The 17,617-nt window shown below is 42.4% G+C and carries 15 protein-coding genes; all 15 read right to left on the bottom strand.

Annotated features, from left to right (window positions below; translation table 11 throughout):
• Window positions 1–48 precede the first annotated feature (48 nt).
• The 15 genes from rpsO to BMZ58_RS16005 all read right to left on the bottom strand — a co-directional run bounded on the left by rpsO (window position 49) and on the right by BMZ58_RS16005 (window position 17,481).
• Complete coding sequence (gene rpsO, locus BMZ58_RS16075) at window positions 49–318, bottom strand: 30S ribosomal protein S15 (RefSeq protein WP_075037585.1); 270 nt, start codon at window positions 316–318, stop codon at window positions 49–51.
• 225 nt (window positions 319–543) lie between these two features.
• Window positions 544–1,440 carry a tRNA pseudouridine(55) synthase TruB gene (gene truB, locus BMZ58_RS16070; protein WP_075037584.1) on the bottom strand — a complete coding sequence of 299 codons (897 nt, stop codon included), beginning with the start codon at window positions 1,438–1,440 and terminating at the stop codon, window positions 544–546.
• 63 nt (window positions 1,441–1,503) lie between these two features.
• Window positions 1,504–1,854, bottom strand: a complete 351-nt coding sequence (rbfA, locus tag BMZ58_RS16065) for a 30S ribosome-binding factor RbfA (RefSeq protein WP_075037583.1) — start codon at window positions 1,852–1,854, stop codon at window positions 1,504–1,506.
• 27 nt (window positions 1,855–1,881) lie between these two features.
• A complete protein-coding gene (locus BMZ58_RS16060; protein WP_075037582.1) occupies window positions 1,882–2,160 on the bottom strand; it encodes a DUF503 domain-containing protein in 279 nt (92 codons plus the stop codon).
• Window positions 2,157–4,217 carry a translation initiation factor IF-2 gene (infB, locus tag BMZ58_RS16055; RefSeq protein WP_075037581.1) on the bottom strand — a complete coding sequence of 687 codons (2,061 nt, stop codon included), beginning with the start codon at window positions 4,215–4,217 and terminating at the stop codon, window positions 2,157–2,159. Before infB ends, BMZ58_RS16060 begins: the two co-directional genes overlap by 4 nt.
• Before the next feature lie 7 nt (window positions 4,218–4,224).
• Window positions 4,225–4,539: a YlxQ family RNA-binding protein gene (locus BMZ58_RS16050; RefSeq protein ID WP_075037580.1), complete on the bottom strand. Its 315-nt coding sequence runs from the start codon at window positions 4,537–4,539 to the stop codon at window positions 4,225–4,227.
• Complete coding sequence (gene rnpM / locus BMZ58_RS16045) at window positions 4,536–4,817, bottom strand: RNase P modulator RnpM (protein ID WP_075037579.1); 282 nt, start codon at window positions 4,815–4,817, stop codon at window positions 4,536–4,538. The genes BMZ58_RS16050 and rnpM overlap by 4 nt, the downstream gene beginning before the upstream one ends.
• Window positions 4,818–4,831: 14 nt before the next feature.
• Complete coding sequence (gene nusA / locus BMZ58_RS16040; RefSeq protein ID WP_075037578.1) at window positions 4,832–5,941, bottom strand: transcription termination factor NusA; 1,110 nt, start codon at window positions 5,939–5,941, stop codon at window positions 4,832–4,834.
• Window positions 5,942–5,955: 14 nt separating this feature from the next.
• Complete coding sequence (rimP, locus tag BMZ58_RS16035; protein ID WP_075037577.1) at window positions 5,956–6,429, bottom strand: ribosome maturation factor RimP; 474 nt, start codon at window positions 6,427–6,429, stop codon at window positions 5,956–5,958.
• 663 nt (window positions 6,430–7,092) lie between these two features.
• Entirely contained in the window at window positions 7,093–11,385 is a 4,293-nt protein-coding gene (locus tag BMZ58_RS16030) for a PolC-type DNA polymerase III (RefSeq protein ID WP_075037576.1), read from the bottom strand.
• A gap of 90 nt (window positions 11,386–11,475) precedes the next feature.
• Window positions 11,476–13,179, bottom strand: coding sequence for a proline--tRNA ligase (locus BMZ58_RS16025; protein ID WP_075037575.1), 1,704 nt, complete (start codon window positions 13,177–13,179; stop codon window positions 11,476–11,478).
• A 153-nt stretch (window positions 13,180–13,332) separates the two neighbouring features.
• Entirely contained in the window at window positions 13,333–14,589 is a 1,257-nt protein-coding gene (gene rseP, locus BMZ58_RS16020; RefSeq protein WP_075037574.1) for an RIP metalloprotease RseP, read from the bottom strand.
• A gap of 145 nt (window positions 14,590–14,734) precedes the next feature.
• The gene (gene dxr, locus BMZ58_RS16015) at window positions 14,735–15,880 is read right to left on the bottom strand and encodes a 1-deoxy-D-xylulose-5-phosphate reductoisomerase (protein ID WP_075037573.1); all 1,146 of its coding nucleotides are present in this window, start codon (window positions 15,878–15,880) and stop codon (window positions 14,735–14,737) included.
• A gap of 19 nt (window positions 15,881–15,899) precedes the next feature.
• Window positions 15,900–16,697: a phosphatidate cytidylyltransferase gene (locus BMZ58_RS16010; protein ID WP_075037572.1), complete on the bottom strand. Its 798-nt coding sequence runs from the start codon at window positions 16,695–16,697 to the stop codon at window positions 15,900–15,902.
• A gap of 16 nt (window positions 16,698–16,713) precedes the next feature.
• Window positions 16,714–17,481 carry an isoprenyl transferase gene (locus BMZ58_RS16005; RefSeq protein ID WP_075037571.1) on the bottom strand — a complete coding sequence of 256 codons (768 nt, stop codon included), beginning with the start codon at window positions 17,479–17,481 and terminating at the stop codon, window positions 16,714–16,716.
• Window positions 17,482–17,617: the final 136 nt, after the last annotated feature.

The following is a 17,617-nucleotide window of genomic DNA, read 5'->3' as shown; positions in this document are numbered from 1 at the left end:
TGTAAACATACAGAAAAAGCGGGAATAACTCCCGCTTTTCCCCATACATTAACGACGCAAGCCAAGGCTCTTGATTAACTCACGGTAACGTGTAATATCCTTATTACGAAGGTAGTTCAATAGGTTACGACGCTTACCTACCATTTTAAGCAATCCACGACGAGAGTGGTGGTCCTGCTTGTGTGCACGTAGGTGCTCGTTCAATGTAGTGATCTGCTCAGTAAGTACAGCAATCTGTACCTCCGGAGAACCCGTGTCATTGTCATGAGTCTTGTACTCACTGATTAGTTCTTGTTTACGTTCTTGTGTGATAGCCATTATAGCTACACCTCCTAAAAAATTTAAAAATTCCCTTTCCCCGAGCGGACGTCGGAGTTACAATCCGCCAAGCGAAGGTTCCATATTAAAGAGTACATTTTTTTTGCTTAAAATGCAAGGGATAGCTCAAATCTATAGTTAGAAAACCTATATTTTCTTTCCTCGGGTAAACCTACCCCCATTAAAAAGAGGTTCTATATTCTTCTCCATAATCCAGAAGAGTATTTAAAATACGCGGACCGGTTTGATTAACCCTGTTTTCGCTGGGTGTTTCTGATAGATCGCTAACACTTGGCCCGCATGTTTTATTAGAAATTGGTCTACACTCAAAGCTTCTGGATATGGGAGGACCTGGCCATGTTTGATTTTTTCCTTTGTATCCTTATCCACTTCTAGCGCAGGCATGTGAGAAAGGCCTTGAGAAATAGGAAGAAGCAGTTCTTCTCCCCGCCCTTCGTCAGCAGCCTCTTGGACCTCATCCAATGTAAGACAGTCTTCTCTTGTGATGTCCGCCGTGCTTGTACGGATAAGGGAAGCCATGTGAGCTGGATACCCCATTGATTTTCCGATATCTACACAAAGGGTTCTGACGTATGTACCTTTAGAACAAACAACACGGAAAGAAAAAGAGAACGTTTCCTCTCTCGTTTCTCTATCAGCAGATATCACTTGGATGTCTTTTATCATCACTTCTCTTGAAGGTCTATCCACTTCTATGCCCTCTCTGGCATACTCATATAGTTTCTTTCCATTGACTTTTACGGCTGAATACATGGGTGGAACTTGTGTGATGGCCCCTTGAAAGCGATCCAGATATGTTTGGATTTCTCCTTCAGACCATGTATCTTTAACCGTGGCAGAATCCACTGTATTCCCTGTAGCATCCTCCGTATCTGTGGTAGATCCTAAAGTCACCTCAGCTTCATATACCTTTTCTGTATCCGTCAAGAAAGGAACTATTTTTGTTGCTTTCCCTACACAGAGAGGTAAAACCCCTTCCACTTCTGGATCAAGGGTGCCTGTATGACCGATTTTTTTCGTTTTCAGCATCCCTCGTGCTTTACTGACACAATCATGAGAAGTAAAGCCTTTGGGTTTCCATAAAGGGAGAATTCCATCCATAATTTCACCACCCTCTCTTTTTCATATATAAAATCCGTGCTGTTACAGCACGGATTTTCATTATCATTCTTCGGTATCATTCAGGTCGCGAAGGATTGTTTCGATACGATTTCCTCTCTCAATCGCTTCGTCAAACTCAAACATGATTTCTGGAGTTTTACGCAAACGAATTCTTTGGCCAATCTCAGATCGGATGAACCCTTTTGCTTTAGCAAGCCCTACAAGTGTATCATGCTTTTGTTTATCATCCCCTAAAACAGAGATGTATACTTTTGCTTGTTGTAAATCACCTGTCACTTTAACTTCTGTAACAGTAACGAACCCTACACGAGGATCTTTGATTTTCTTACTGATGATATCGCTCATCTCTTTTTTCATTTGTTCTCCTACGCGGTTCGCACGTAAATCATTCATATTTATTCACCTCTTCTAAACCAGACATCATAACCATTCCAAATGGGTTTCGGTCCGCTCGATTTCAGGAAATGAATCGATAAACGTCAGCGCTTGTTGCATCGTTTGTTCCGCAATGACTTTATCACTGGCAATCGTTACAATACCAATACGAGTTCGCTGCCATAAATCTTGAAAGTCAAGCTCACTGACAGCGATGTTGAACTCGTTTTGCAACCTTTTGGTGATCCGCTTCAAAACGGCACGCTTACCTTTTAACGATTGCGCATCATAGATGATACAATCCACTTCTGCGCTTATGATCATTTGCGTTCAATTTCCTGCATTTCGAATGGTTCGATGATGTCACCGACTTTGATATCGTTGAAATTCTTGATTGTAATTCCACACTCATACCCTTGCTGGACTTCTTTAGCGTCATCTTTGTAACGTTTCAATGCATCTATTTCACCTTCATAGATAACGACACCGTCTCGAATGACACGAACTCCAGAGTTACGATTGACTTTACCATCCGTAACATAAGAGCCAGCAATTGTACCGATTTTGGAAACTTTGAAGATTTCACGCACTTCTACCTGACCGATAATCTTCTCTTCATATTCAGGATCCAGCATACCTTTCATAGCAGATTCAATTTCTTCCATGACTTTATAAATGATGTTGTGAAGTCGGATCTCCACGTCTTCTGCTTCGGCTGCTTTTCTAGCATTCCCATCTGGACGCACATTGAAACCAATGATGATTGCATTAGAAGCTGCAGCAAGGGCGACATCTGATTCTGTAATAGCACCCACGCCTGTGTGAATGATTTTCACTTTTACGCCTTCTACTTCGATCTTTTCTAAAGAACCGGCAAGAGCTTCAACGGAACCTTGCACATCGCCTTTGACAATCAAATTGATTTCTTTCACATCTCCTTGTTTGATTTGATCAAACAAGTCATCAAGGCTTACTTTTGCTGTAGCACTACGATTTTCTTCCAGATGTTTTTGCGCTCGAGCTTCCCCTACAGATCGTGCTTTCTTCTCGTCTTCAAAAACAAGGAAACGATCTCCAGCTTGTGGAACGTTATTCAACCCTGTAATTTCTACAGGAGTAGAAGGTCCAGCTACTTTGACACGACGACCGATATCGTTCACCATTGCACGGATGCGGCCCCAGGTATTTCCGACGACTACGGAGTCACTTACATTCAGCGTACCATTCTGCACAAGCAACGTAGCGACAGGTCCGCGTCCTTTATCCAACTCTGCTTCGATGACAGTACCATAAGCTGCACGATCCGGGTTGGCTTTCAATTCTTCCATTTCTGATACCAGAACGATCATTTCTAGAAGTTCGTCAATTCCTTCCCCGTTTACTGCGGACATTTTCACGAAAATTGTTTCTCCACCGTAATCTTCAGAAATCAATTCATATTCCATGAGTTCCTGCATGACACGGTCAGGGTTCGCCCCTTCTTTATCCATCTTATTTACAGCCACAATAATTGGCACTTCTGCTGCTTTTGCGTGACTGATAGCTTCTTTAGTTTGCGGCATAACGCCATCATCCGCTGCCACCACAAGAATGGCGACATCCGTTACCTGAGCCCCACGGGATCGCATGCTTGTAAACGCTGCGTGACCAGGGGTATCTAAGAAAGTAATCTTCTTATTATTCTCTTCGATTTGGTATGCACCGATGTGTTGTGTGATACCGCCTGCTTCACCTTCTGTAACTTTAGTGTTACGAATTTGGTCAAGAAGTGTTGTTTTACCGTGGTCTACGTGACCCATGATCGTAACGACGGCTGGTCGCTCCTGTAGGTCTTCAGGGTCGTCATCAAACGTCATGTTTTCAATATCCGTTTCATCGACAACGACTTCTTCTTCCACTTCTACGCCGTACTCGGAGCAAATCAATTCGATTGAATCCGCATCAAGCTCCTGGTTTTTTGTAGCCATAACACCAAGGAACATAAGCTTTTTAATAATCTCAGAGGAATCTTTGTTCAGTTTTTCTGCAAGTTCCCCGACCGCCAGACTGCCAGAATACGTAATTTTCTCTGGTGTTTGCTTCTTAGACTTTTTCTGGCTTTGCTGCGGAGCAGGTTTTTGATTTCTCTGATTATTGTTCTTCTGTTTATTATTATTCGGCTTTTTATTGTTCTTCGGATTTTGGGACTTCCCTTTCTCTTGTTTCTGAGTTTTGGAATTGTCCCCTTTCCCGAACGCCTGGTCCAGTTTTTTGGTTGCATCTTCTTCTAATGTGGACATATGATTGTTCACTTCAATATTAAGATTTTGTAGTTTTTGGATGACTTGTTTGCTTGATAGTTCGTTCTTTTTGGCATATTCATATACACGGATTTTACTCATAAAATCTTCACCCCCGAATAGATTCATCGAGTAATGATTGCAATTTTTTCGCAAATCCCTGGTCAAGAATTGCAATCGCGACTCGCCCTGCCTTTCCGATGGCTTGTGATAAAGTGTCTCTATCATCCACCACATAGCAAGGTATTTCATAGAAGCTGCATTTATCTGTGAGCTTCTTTTTTGTTTGTTTCCCTGTGTCATTAGCAATCAAAACTAGTTTGGCTTTACGCTGCTTTATCTCACGTACAATCGATTCTTCACCGAGAGTACATTTTCCGGCTCTAAGAGCCAGTCCCAATAAGTTTAAATAGCTATTGCTCATGACGATGGGTCTGCCTTTACTTTAGCTGTTAATTCTTCATAGATACTTTCATCCACTTTCGCTTTTAAATGGCGATTCAGGACTTGTTGTGCTTTTGCTTGTTCAATGACCTTTATGTCTTTCTTTAGATAGGCACCTCGACCATTTTTCTTTCCTGTATCGTCCACAAACACCTCTCCCTCTTTGTTGCGGACAACACGGATCAACTGTTGTTTAGGAACCATCTCCTGGGTCACCACACATTTACGTAACGGTTGTTGTTTCTTGGAACGGGTCATTGTTCTCCCCCTCCTTATTCGTCATCAAACATTTCTTCTTCAAAAACTGTATCTTCACTGGCATCCGCTTGTTCAGAAAGCATACCTTGTTCACGTGCTTCACTTTCACTTTTAATATCAATTTTCCATCCAGTCAATTTCGCAGCTAATCGCGCGTTTTGACCACGCTTGCCGATAGCAAGAGACAATTGATAATCCGGGACAATGACTGTCGTCGCTTTCTCTTCTTCATCAACAAGAACTTCTACAACTTTAGAAGGGCTGAGTGCATTGGAAACATACTCGACAGGGTCTTCTGACCACTGCACAATATCAATCTTCTCTCCTTTAAGTTCATTGACGATCGCTTGAACTCGCTGCCCTCGTTGTCCAACACATGAACCTACCGGATCGATTTCCTGGTCCTCTGCAAATACTGAGATTTTCGAACGATCGCCGGCTTCACGTGCCACAGACATAACTTCTACTGTCCCATCATAAATTTCAGGCACTTCCATTTCAAACAAGCGTTTCAACAAACCAGGGTGAGTCCGTGATACATAAATGTGAGGCCCTTTATTGCTGTTCTCCACTTTAGTTACAAAAACTTTCAACCGATCATGGACTTCATAAGTTTCTGTCGGCATCTGTTCTCCTTCTGGGAGTCGAGCTTCGATTTTACCAAGGTTCACATAGACGAAACGTGGATCTTTACGCTGAATGATCCCTGTCATCACATCTTCTTCGCGATCGACATATTCTCCATAGATGATCCCTCGCTCCGCTTCTCTTACACGCTGTGTGACCACTTGTTTAGCAGCTTGAGCAGCGATACGCCCGAAGTCCATCGGAGTTACTTCCACCTCGATGACATCTTCTACTTCGTAATTCGGATCGATTTGATTGGCTTCTTCTAGCGAAATTTCTTGTTGAGGGTCCATAACCTCTTCTACAATTTCTTTTCTTGCAAGGACTTTCATTGCGCTTTCTTCTTCATTGATATCAACACGCACATTAGTCGCGGAATTGAAATTTTTCTTATAAGCAGAAATCAATGCTGCTTCAAGAGCTTCCAATAAAAGATTTTTGTCGATGCCTTTTTCCTTTTCAAGATAATTCATGGCATCAAATAGTTCACTACTCAACAGTCTTCTCCCCCTTAATTGAACGTCACCGCTAAATTAGCTTTTGCTATTTTCTGATACGGGATTTCCAGTTGTTTCTTTCTCGTTTTGATTCTGATCTCTACAATAGCTGTGGAATCTTCAAAAGACTTTAATGTGCCTTCAAATTCTTTCTCACCGTCGATCGGTTCATAGAGCTTCATATACACATACTCACCGACAAACTTATGGAAGTCCGCTTCCGTCTTAAGTGGACGTTCCGCTCCAGGTGAGGCAACTTCAAGGAAATAAGGCATTTCAATAGGATCTTCTTCATCCAGCTTTTCACTTAATTGTTCAGACACTTGGCCACATTCTTCAATATCTACTCCGCCTTCTTTATCAATGAAGACACGAAGGTACCAATTCTGACCTTCATTCTTAAATTCGATATCAACGAGCTCTAGGTTCATCTCTTCTAAAATGGGTTGAACCAGTCGTTCTGTAACGGATGTAACATGATTGCTCATGCTCTTCCCTCCTTCGAACACAATGTATAGTCTTATTAGTATGGGATGTATTCGCTCATTTCATTTAAGTAACGGGGTGTTTTTCTATCAAGTGCCACGAGAAACCGCTATGACTAAAAATCATAGCGGTTCGTCTCGTGGGCACTGTAAGCCCCTCATGCATCGAAGTTTCTCCACAAGCAAGAGCCTAGAATATGACGAAAGAGTGGGTTTCCCCACTCTTTCGTCGTTCGTATCGCTCTTCTCACCATTAAAAATATATCATACATGCTTGATATATGCAACATAAGAAGAAATGCGTACCATTTCCATCCCTATACTCTCCTGCCAATAATTTTCCTTCAACTTGTAATCAATAGAATAAGGGCCCGTTACCGTTTAATACAGGGTGGTTCGTCAGCACGTCCAGCTCGATCGTCCAAACACTCGCGGAATAAGCGTACTGCAAAGGAATGAAAAGGAACATCCTTTTGTACGCTTATGCCATCCATGTCTACCAGACGGGAAAATATAATGCTCGATAGCAAGGTTTTTAACAGGAGGCTTATTTTCAGTCCTACATGTTAAAGGACGGTACTCTTTACTCTAGTCCACATGAAATCTTTCTTTAGGAATTTCCTGATCAACATGTAGAATGAAAGGGTCCCGCCTTCTTAGTCTTAATCAAAATAAGGAGAGTTGGTTTTCATCCGGCATTCCTTCCAGACAACCAAAGTTGTCCAGGTATTCTAAAACAGTCTTCGAAATACGACTCCGTTCCCTTAAATCCTGTTTAGAAAGGAACTCGCCTTCTTTACGAGCATTGACGATGTTGATCGCTGCGTTAGTTCCCAGACCATCAACAGCGTTGAACGGTGGAATCAGTTCATTTCCTTCCACAAGGAAATCTGTAGCACTAGAGCGATAAAGGTCTACATTCTTGAAACCATAGCCGCGTTCACACATCTCAAGGGAGATTTCCAACACTGTCATTAAACTCTTCTCTTTAGGAGTAGCTTCGAGTCCTTTATCCTGAATTTCTTTCAATCGCTTACGGATAGCTTCTGAACCCTTCATCATGGTTTCAAGCTCAAAATCACTAGCTCGGACCGTGAAATAAGCAGCGTAGAAATAAATTGGATAATGCACCTTGAAGTAAGCAATCCTTACAGCCATCAAAACATAAGCAGCTGCGTGGGCTTTCGGGAACATGTACTTGATCTTCTTACAGGATTCAATATACCAATTCGGTACTCCATGATTCTTCATTTCTTCGATCCACTCGTCCTGAAGCCCACGGCCTTTCCTAACGAATTCCATTATTTTAAAGGCAAGCGAAGGATCCAATCCTTTATGCATCAAATAGACCATAATATCATCACGACAACCGATAACTTCCGGCAACGTACAAATGCCATCATTGATCAACTGTTCAGCATTACCAAGCCATACATCTGTACCATGGGAAAGTCCGGATATAATAACGAGTTCTGCAAATGTTTTCGGCTTCGTATCTTCCAACATTTGACGGACAAAACGCGTACCGAATTCAGGTACACCAAGGGTTCCTGTTTTACACATAATTTGATCAGCTGTCACTCCGAGTGCTTCTGGCCCACTGAAAATCTTCATCACTTCGGGGTCGTCCACAGGTATTTCCTTCTGGTCGATTCCACTAAGGTCCTGAAGCATTCGGATAACAGTCGGATCATCGTGCCCAAGTATATCTAACTTCAATAAGTTATCATGGATGGAATGGAAATCAAAGTGTGTCGTCCGCCATTCTGACTTCGTATCATCCGCTGGGTATTGAATCGGTGAAAAATCATAAATTTCCATATCATCTGGAACTACGATAATTCCGCCAGGGTGCTGGCCACTCGTCCGCTTCACTCCCGTGCACCCCTGGACCAATCGATCGATCTCTGCATTTTTATAATGCAATTGATGATCGCCCGCATAGCCTTTGACATAACCATACGCGGTTTTTTCCGCGATCGTACCAATTGTTCCCGCACGGTAAACACTGTCTTCGCCAAACAATTCTTTCGTATAATTGTGTGCGTGTGGTTGGTATTCACCCGAAAAGTTCAAATCGATATCCGGTACCTTATCCCCTTTGAATCCAAGGAAGGTCTCAAAAGGTATATCCTGTCCATCTTTAGTGAGCGATGTACCACATTCCGGGCAATCCTTCTCTTCTAAATCAAAGCCACTACCGACGGAACCATCCGTGAAAAATTCATTGTATTGACAGTTCGGGCACACATAATGTGGCGGAAGAGGGTTCACTTCGGTAATATCTGTCATTGTCGCAACAAAGGAAGAACCGACGGAACCACGGGAACCGACGAGATACCCATCTTCCAATGACTTTGTTACGAGTTTCTGGGAAATCAAATAAATAACCGCGAAGCCATTCCCTATGATACTGTCCAGTTCTTTTTCTAAGCGATTTACAATCAATTCAGGGATATTTTCCCCGTATATGCTTCTAGCCTTATTATAGGACATTTCCCTGATTTCCTGATCCGCACCTTCGATATTGGGTGTGTACAAATCATCTTTTACCGGAGACACTTCCCCCACTTGGCTGACGATTTGGTGAGTATTTGTCACCACAAGTTCTTTCGCTTTCTCCTTACCAAGGAAGGAAAGCTCTTCTATCATTTCATTCGTCGTCTTGAAGTGGACTTCTGGTAATGTTTGTCGATTAAGGGGATTCCCATTTTGAGAAGAAATAAGAATCTGACGATATTGTTTTTCATGTGGTTCTACATAATGTGTATTTCCAGTAGCGACCACGGTTTTCCCCATACGTTCGCCCATTGTTACAAGCCTCTTCAGAATATCGAGGATTTGCGCTTCTGTCTGGACGAGGTCTTTTTCAACCAGATGTCGGTAATTCCCCGGTGGTTGTATTTCAATATAATCATAAAAATCCGCCACTTTCTCTGCTTCTTCCTCGGATTTTTGCATGATCGTCTCAAATACTTCCCCTTTATCACAGCCAGAACCCACGAGGATTCCTTCGCGATTCTTCTGGAGCAATGATCTTGGGACTCGTGGAACTCTATAAAAATAATTGACATGGGCCTCTGAAACAATTCGGTAAATATTCTTCAATCCCGTACTGTTCGTTGCTAGTAACGTACAGTGGGATGGCCTGGAACGCTGATATGCTTTTCCTTCTCCCATGTAGTCATTAAGGTTTTTATGATTGGTTATATCTCTTTCCATTGCCCTTTTCACAAGTTTCCAAAGTAAATAACCAGTTGCCTCCGCATCATATATAGCTCGGTGGTGTTGCGTCAGTTCAATGTCGAATTTCTTACACAAGGTGTTCAGGCGGTGGTTTTTCAATTCTGGAACTAAGAAACGAGCTAATTCTAACGTATCGATGACTGGGTTTTTCGCTTTTCCGAGCTCAATCGCCTTATACCCGGCATTCAAAAATCCCATATCGAAACTCGCGTTGTGAGCGACAAGGATATCATCACCGGTCCATGCATGAAAATCTTTCAATACTTGCTCGATTTCCGGGGCATCTTTGACCATATCATCTGTAATGCCTGTCAAATCGATTGTTGTTTGTGACAAAGGCTGATGTGGATTGGCAAAAGATTCGAATCTGTCGATGATTTCCCCACCTTGAACTTTTACAGCCGCAAGTTCAATGATTTTGTCATAGACAGCAGAGAGACCTGTTGTCTCCACGTCAAAAACTACATAAACAGCATCTTCCAGGTTCCGATCCTGCTCTTCGTAGGCAATGGGCACCCCATCGTCAACTAAGTTCGCTTCTAATCCATAAATGATTTTTATCCCGTTCTTCTGGCCAGCAGCATGGGCATCTGGATATGCTTGAACGACTGCATGATCGGTAATCGCAATTGCTTCATGGCCCCAATCAGCGGCTTTTTGAATAAGTTTTGATGGAGAGACAGGGGCATCCATAGCACTCATTGTCGTGTGGGCATGAAGTTCTACACGCTTTTCCCCTTCTGGAGCTTCATCTTCTCTTAATTTCGGTTTCACTTCATTGATATCGTTCGCCATCATCGTCAGTTCATTTGTGAAGCTATCGGTTTGGATGCCCCCTCTAGCTTTGATCCACATCCCTGCATTTACGTGCTTGAACATTTCCGCGTGGTCATCTCCGCGGGAGAACATTTTAATGGAGAAGGAATCTGTGTAATCTGTCACTTTAAGGATCAATAAGTGGCGTCCGGAACGAAGTTCTCTAACTTCCGCGTCAAAAATATACCCTTGTACCGCCACTTTCTTTTCTTCTTCCTGGATATCTTCCATCGGTATGATATCATCCTGAATTTTGTAACCGATCTCCAGCGGACCTTTCGGCTTGGAATCGTCTTTGTCCTTCGCCCTTTCTTCTTGTTCTTTCACTGCCTGTTGAACAAGAATTTTGTCTTCTTTTTGGCGTTCTTCCTGGAATCGTTTAATCTCTTCTTTTTCTTCTTTTACTCGTGTCGATACCATCAAAGAAGGGATTCCGCATTGGGTACAGAAGAGTTTTAAAGGTTCTTCCAGTTTCTTTTGAATTGCATGGCTCTCTGCAAGGTTTCTACAGGTTAACATAACCTTGTTACCGTTCACTTCCGGTTGTTGTTCCATTAAGAGATCTTTGTATCCTGGGGTTAAATTGGTCAATGTTTTAATAAACGCTTGCCAGTACTCTAACACATCTGCTTGAGGGAGATCTTTGTCTGTGGTCTCAATAGTCCAACATACATCAGCAATAGAACGGAAAGTTGCTTTTAACTTTGTCGTAAATAGATCATAAACAGACGGAGGTAATGGTTTCGGCATCAAGAAATGGAAATGCCACAATTTCTGTTCCCGATGTACGACTAGCTTTTGCATGCTGCTGTCTTTAAAGTGAGGTTCTATAAGATCATGTGGAAACTGGATTTGCTCCAGTAGGTAGTGCATTTTATCCTGATTGCTCACACTCAAAGTGATTCCTCCTCTTTCCTTAACCGAATACCTGACAAGAAAATACCCTTGCTCTTTCTGGCAGCAAGGGTATATATATTCCTACAAGTATTAGGCTTTATACCAGTTCTTCACAAAATCAATAATTTCTGAGGTTTCTAATTCCGACTGATCATTCGTAGCACGTTCCTTCACTTCTACAACCCCTTCAGAGGCACGCTTCCCTACAGTGATACGTAAAGGGATACCGAATAAATCACTGTCGGCGAATTTGACTCCTGCACGCTCTTTACGATCATCATAAAGGACATCGATACCAGCTTCAAGAAGAGAATTGTATAGTTGATCTGCCAATTCTTTCTGCTCTTCTTTTTTAGGGTTCATAGAGAGTAAGTGCACTTGATATGGGGCAATATCTTTAGGCCATGTAATTCCGCGATCGTCATGGTACTGTTCTACAATAGCGGCAAGCGTTCGGGAAACCCCTATACCATAAGATCCCATGACCATTGTTTTCGCTTTTCCCTGGTCATTCAAAAACGTAGCATTCATACGCTCGGAGTAGAATTCTCCCAGCTTGAAGACGTGACCGACTTCGATTCCGCGTGCAAACTGAATGGTACCTTCACCATCTGGGGAAGGATCACCTTCCTGAATGAATCGCAGGTCTGCATATTGATCTACTTTAAAATCGCCCTCAGGTGTAGCATTTATAAAATGATAGCCTTCTTCGTTCGCTCCACAGGACACATTAACCATAGAAGCCACTGCATGATCGGCAACAACTTCGACTTCTTCAGGTACATTAACAGGTCCAAGAGACCCAAAACCGCAACCCAGCAGTCGTTTGGTGTCTTCTTCTGTCGCCAACTCTACCATATCGGCATCATAGAGGTTTTTCAGTTTTACATCATTCACTTCGTGGTCTCCACGTGTCAATGCTAAAACAAACCGCTCGTCTACTTGGAATAGGATCGACTTTATGCCTTCCTGTAAGTCATGCTCTAGGAAATCAGCCACTTCTTGCATGGTTTTTCTTCCTGGTGTTTCTACTTTATTCATCGTTTTTGGAGTAGACGTATCTTTTTCATAAGTCGCTACGACAGGTGCCATTTCAATGTTCGCTGCATAACGGGAAGTATCTGAATAAGCAATCACGTCTTCCCCCACTTCAGAAAGAACCATAAATTCATGGGTATCTTTACCACCCATCGCTCCGGAATCTGCAATAACGGCACGGAAATTCAATCCACAGCGGCGGAAAACGTTAGAATATGCTTCAAACATTTTCTGGTAAGTATCATCAAGGCTTTCATAAGATTCGTTGAAAGAATAAGCATCCTTCATGAGGAACTCACGACCTCTCAGCAGTCCAAAACGAGGACGAGCTTCATCACGGAATTTATTTTGAATTTGAAAAACAGTCAAAGGCAATTGTTTGTAGCTCTTCACTTCATTACGAACAAGACTTGTAATCACTTCTTCATGAGTGGCTCCAAGTGCGAACTCCCGGTTGTGACGGTCATTCAAACGCATTAGTTCTGATCCGAAAGTTGTCCAACGGCCGGTTTCCTTCCATAGTTCCGAAGGTTCTAAAGCAGGCATAGCCATTTCGTGAGCACCGATTTTCTCCATTTCTTCCCTTACAATACTCTCGACTTTACTCAGTACACGGCGGCCGATCGGCAAGAAACTGTAAATACCAGATGCAATCTGACGTATGTAACCAGCACGAACGAGGAGTTGATGGCTCTTAATTTCTGCATCCGTTGGGTTTTCTTTTAGGGTTGGAATTAACATATGACTTTGTTTCAAAACGTGCACCTCAATTCTATTTTAATCATTCATAGTTGACACCTATTTTGCAAGAGGCAGCTGCTGCTTCTCTTGCAACCATTAAACCATCCAATTAATTAAAGAAGCCAGAAGTCCAGAAATACCGATAACCTCAGGACTTCCAGCTATAAATTACAAGAATAAACGTTGGATATCATTCCAAGTGACCACAAGCATCAACAACATTAGTAAGGCAAACCCGATAAAATGGACAATTCCTTCTTTTTGCGGGTCAATCGGCTTGCCTCTTACTCCTTCGAGACCTACGAATAGAAGTCGGCCACCATCAAGAGCTGGAAGCGGCAATAGGTTTACGATTCCAAGGTTGATACTCAATATAGCTGTCCACATTACGAAATTTGTAAATCCAGTTCGAACCACTTGGTCAGTTGCATCATAAATTCCTACAGGGCCTGATAACATATCAAGGGAGAATTGACCTGTCACCAATTTACCCAGGTTGGTCAGGATAAGCGCTGACCAATCATAGGTTTGAGTGAACCCAAATGTGACTTTCTTTGCGAACGATTCTTCAAATGCACGAGCTACACCGACTTGACCAATCGTTACATCTCGATCTTCAATGGCGGCAGGCGTGACATCAAGTTGCTCCGTGGTCCCGGATCTATCCACTGTCAAAGTCACTTCTTCATCTGGATGAGCTCGAATGATCGTCGTAAACTCTTCCCATGTACTAACAGACTCTCCATCTACGGCCACCACTTCATCTCCCGCTTGAAGTCCAGCCTGTGAAGCAGGTGAATTTTCTTGAATTTCTCCTAATTTCGCTTCATTAGAAGGAACACCTTGAATAAATCCTAAAATCATAAACAGAACGATTGCTAACACAAAGTTCATTAAAGGACCTGCAAACAACTGCATCGCCCGTTGTGGTACAGTTTTAGATGCAAACTGACGGTTAAAGGGAGCGATCTGTGTTTCTTTTTCATCCATAACGAACATAGCTTTAGGGTCTACTTCGAAAAATAGTTTTTCATCTTCATCTAATTCATAACCTTCGATGACGAGCCGGTGATCCAAATCAGCCCGCTCGACTTCAATGACACGCGCATGAGGGTGTTTTTCTTTATTATTGACGATGATATGACTAACCTTACCGTCATTATTGAATTCGAGAGCTATGTGGTGTCCAGCTTTCAGTTCAATAATTTCCGGATCTTCCCCGGCGACTCTAACATACCCGCCTATAGGTAAAAGGCGAATCGTGTATAACGTCTCATTCCTTGTAAAAGCGAATATTTTAGGCCCGAACCCGATCGCAAATTCTCTTGCGAGCATGCCCGCCCGCTTAGCAAAAATGAGATGCCCCCACTCATGAACGAAAACAAGGAGTCCGAACATAAGTATAAATGCAATCACTGTAGTCAAATGAAGCACCTTCCTTTAATTTGATCTGTTATTTGTTGCTGTTGAAATAAATGGGAAGGAAGGGCCTGTACTTACTTCCACAGAAGTATAGCGAAAGGTCGTCTTTCCTATTTCCATCAACATTTCCATTTAACAGAACCTTTAATTATGATGAATGAAACCGGACGTTTCTCCTCGTTTCCTCATCAATAGAAATTATGGTAGACAAGTCCGGCTTATGAATCCTGTTGTGCATTTCTAATGCCTGTTCAATGTGTTTTTCTATATCAAGAAAAGAAATTTTCCCTTCCAAAAACAATTGGACAGCCTCTTCGTTTGCAGCATTCAAGACTGTTGGCATCGATCCACCTGCTCTACCGGCCTCAAATGCCATCCGTAGACAAGGGAAGCGGTTCATGTCCATTTTTTCAAAATTCAATGTTGCTATTTTTTCTAGTTCCAAGTGCTGGGTGATCGGCAAATCTTTTCTCTCTGGATATGTCAGTGCATATTGAATCGGCACTTTCATATCAGGGGTGCCCAATTGGGCAATCACGTTCCGATCCACGTATTCCACCATGGAATGGATGACACTTTCTCTATGAAGAATAACATGAATCTGCTCATAAGGTACATCAAAAAGCCAATGAGCTTCAATAACCTCAAGCCCTTTATTCATCATGGAAGCAGAATCAATAGTAATCTTTGCCCCCATGCTCCAATTAGGGTGGTTAAGTGCATCTTCTACCGTGACTCCGACAAGCTCTTCCCTGCTTTGATCACGGAAACTGCCACCTGAAGCAGTGATGATCAATTTATGGATATCCTTCTTGTTTTCTCCATTTAACGATTGAAAGATAGCCGAATGCTCACTATCGACAGGAAGAAGATCCACTTGATGTTTCTTCGCTTCTTCCATGACCAGATGTCCGGCGGTTACCAATGTCTCTTTGTTAGCGATCGCTATCTGCTTTTTCGCTTCAATAGCTTTCAATGTTGCAGGCAACCCGACACTGCCCATAACAGCATTCACAACTACATCTACAGGGTCGGCGACACTTGCCTCAATTAAACCTTCTCCACCACATAGAATTTGTTTGTGATCAATTTCTTTCTGTAACTCTCTCTTTGCTTCTTCATCCTGGACCACAATAATCACCGGGTTGAATTCATGGATGAGCGGTAATGCCTTGCTTACGTTTTTCCCAAATGCCATCGCATAGAGAGAGAATTTATCCTTATGCAAGCGGATGACATCTAACGTTTGAATGCCGATAGATCCCGTCGCACCTAACAATGATACTCGCTTCATTAAGAACTTCCCCTTCGTTTTAGGCTATAAAGTTAATCAGATGGAGAATCGGTAATATGAATATCAAGCTGTCAAACCGATCAAGTACACCTCCGTGACCGGGTAAAATCTTTCCCGAATCCTTAACCGCATAATGGCGCTTAAAGGCCGATTCAACAAGATCACCGATTTGGCCTGCAATAGAAACAAGTACCGTAACTAGAAGAACGATGATAAGGGAATGATCGAGTGGGTGGACCATCTGGAAGATAAATGCGACCACACAAGCAAGAATGACCCCTCCTACCGATCCTTCTATCGTTTTCTTAGGGCTGATCTGGGGCCAGAGCTTCCGCTTACCTAATGCTCTGCCAAACAAATAGGCTCCCGTATCTGTCGCCCAAACGATAAACAGAGCAAAAAAGATATATTCTAACCCTTCCGCACGTGTTTCCATCAAATAATTGAATCCCATACCAATGTATATAGCAGACAATAAAAGAAAACCGGCATCGTCGAAAGTAAAGCGGTTCTTAACGAGAACGGTATAACTGAGCAAGATTAGTACAGCAAGTAATGTGATTTCGGACTTCGTAATCAAATCTCCTGAGGTGATCGATGCATCCAAAACTTCATACGGAAACATTAATGCCCACATCAGTATAAGCCCTAAACCTGCAGCTACAGAATAGCGTGCGATTTTTTTCATCCTTACTAACTCAAGCAAGGCAATACTGGCAATCAAATAGACGAATATCTTAAACGGCCAGCCTCCGAGCATGACGATGGGAATAAATATGAGTGCTGCTACAATTGCTGTAATTGTTCTTTGTTTCATAAAAAATTTTCACACCTTATACTCCGCCGAAACGACGTTTACGATTTTGAAAGTCATATAGAGCTTTCTCAAAATGGCTTTCATCAAAGTCTGGCCAATATACTTCTGTAAACCAAAACTCAGCGTAAGCCAGCTGCCATAATAAGAAATTACTCAGCCTTTGTTCCCCACTTGTCCTTATGAGTAAATCTGGTTCAATTAATTCACAAGTGTATAGCTGGGATGAAAATAATTCTTCATCAATTTCAGATGTTTCGATTTCCCCCTCTTTCACTTTGGAGGCAATTTGCTTGACTGCGTGCACCATTTCATATCGACTTCCATAATTCAGTGCAAAGTTGAGAATAAGTCCATCATTATCCTCCGTCTTTTCGATTGCTTCTTTGACTGCTTTTTGCGTATGGGCAGGCAATACGTCAAAGTCTCCAATCGTCCGAACCTGGACATTCCGCTCAATCAGTTCAGGCAAATATGTATTTAGAAAATCCACAGGTAGCTTCATCAAAAAATCCACTTCATTCTTCGGTCGTTTCCAATTTTCTGTGGAGAAAGCATAAAGAGTGAGAACTTTAATGCCGATATTCGAAGCATACCGGACCATTCTTTTAACGACACTCATGCCTTCTTTATGACCAGCGATTCGAGGCATCCCTCTATCTTTTGCCCAGCGACCATTTCCGTCCATAATAATAGCGACATGTTGGGGGAGGTGACTGTCTGCAAGGTCTGATGGCTGGGTTTGTGGTTGTTTCTTATTCCTTGTGAATGGAAACTTGATAGGCATCTTCAATCCTCCAGTCCGATTGTTCCATCTTTCTATTATATACTAAATTGAAATCATATGCCGGGACCTCTAATAATAGTGTACAAAATTAAAACCGCGCTGCCAAACATCAACAGCGCGGCTTGATACACCTTAA

Origin of the sequence: Halobacillus dabanensis (genome assembly GCF_900114165.1) — a bacterium.
Taxonomy (GTDB): Bacteria; Bacillota; Bacilli; order Bacillales; family Halobacillaceae; genus Halobacillus; species Halobacillus dabanensis.
This window is presented reverse-complemented; position numbering and strand designations above follow the sequence as displayed.

Bases quoted from the DNA above. Each gene is read 5' to 3' on its own strand.
- rpsO (WP_075037585.1), bottom strand. From the start codon at position 318: ATGGCTATCACACAAGAACGTAAACAAGAACTAATCAGTGAGTACAAG.
- truB (WP_075037584.1), bottom strand. From the start codon at position 1,440: ATGGATGGAATTCTCCCTTTATGGAAACCCAAAGGCTTTACTTCTCAT.
- rbfA (WP_075037583.1), bottom strand. From the start codon at position 1,854: ATGAATGATTTACGTGCGAACCGCGTAGGAGAACAAATGAAAAAAGAG.
- BMZ58_RS16060 (WP_075037582.1), bottom strand. From the start codon at position 2,160: ATGATCATAAGCGCAGAAGTGGATTGTATCATCTATGATGCGCAATCG.
- infB (WP_075037581.1), bottom strand. From the start codon at position 4,217: ATGAGTAAAATCCGTGTATATGAATATGCCAAAAAGAACGAACTATCA.
- BMZ58_RS16050 (WP_075037580.1), bottom strand. From the start codon at position 4,539: ATGAGCAATAGCTATTTAAACTTATTGGGACTGGCTCTTAGAGCCGGA.
- rnpM (WP_075037579.1), bottom strand. From the start codon at position 4,817: ATGACCCGTTCCAAGAAACAACAACCGTTACGTAAATGTGTGGTGACC.
- rimP (WP_075037577.1), bottom strand. From the start codon at position 6,429: ATGAGCAATCATGTTACATCCGTTACAGAACGACTGGTTCAACCCATT.
- dxr (WP_075037573.1), bottom strand. From the start codon at position 15,880: ATGAAGCGAGTATCATTGTTAGGTGCGACGGGATCTATCGGCATTCAA.
- BMZ58_RS16010 (WP_075037572.1), bottom strand. From the start codon at position 16,697: ATGAAACAAAGAACAATTACAGCAATTGTAGCAGCACTCATATTTATT.
- BMZ58_RS16005 (WP_075037571.1), bottom strand. From the start codon at position 17,481: ATGCCTATCAAGTTTCCATTCACAAGGAATAAGAAACAACCACAAACC.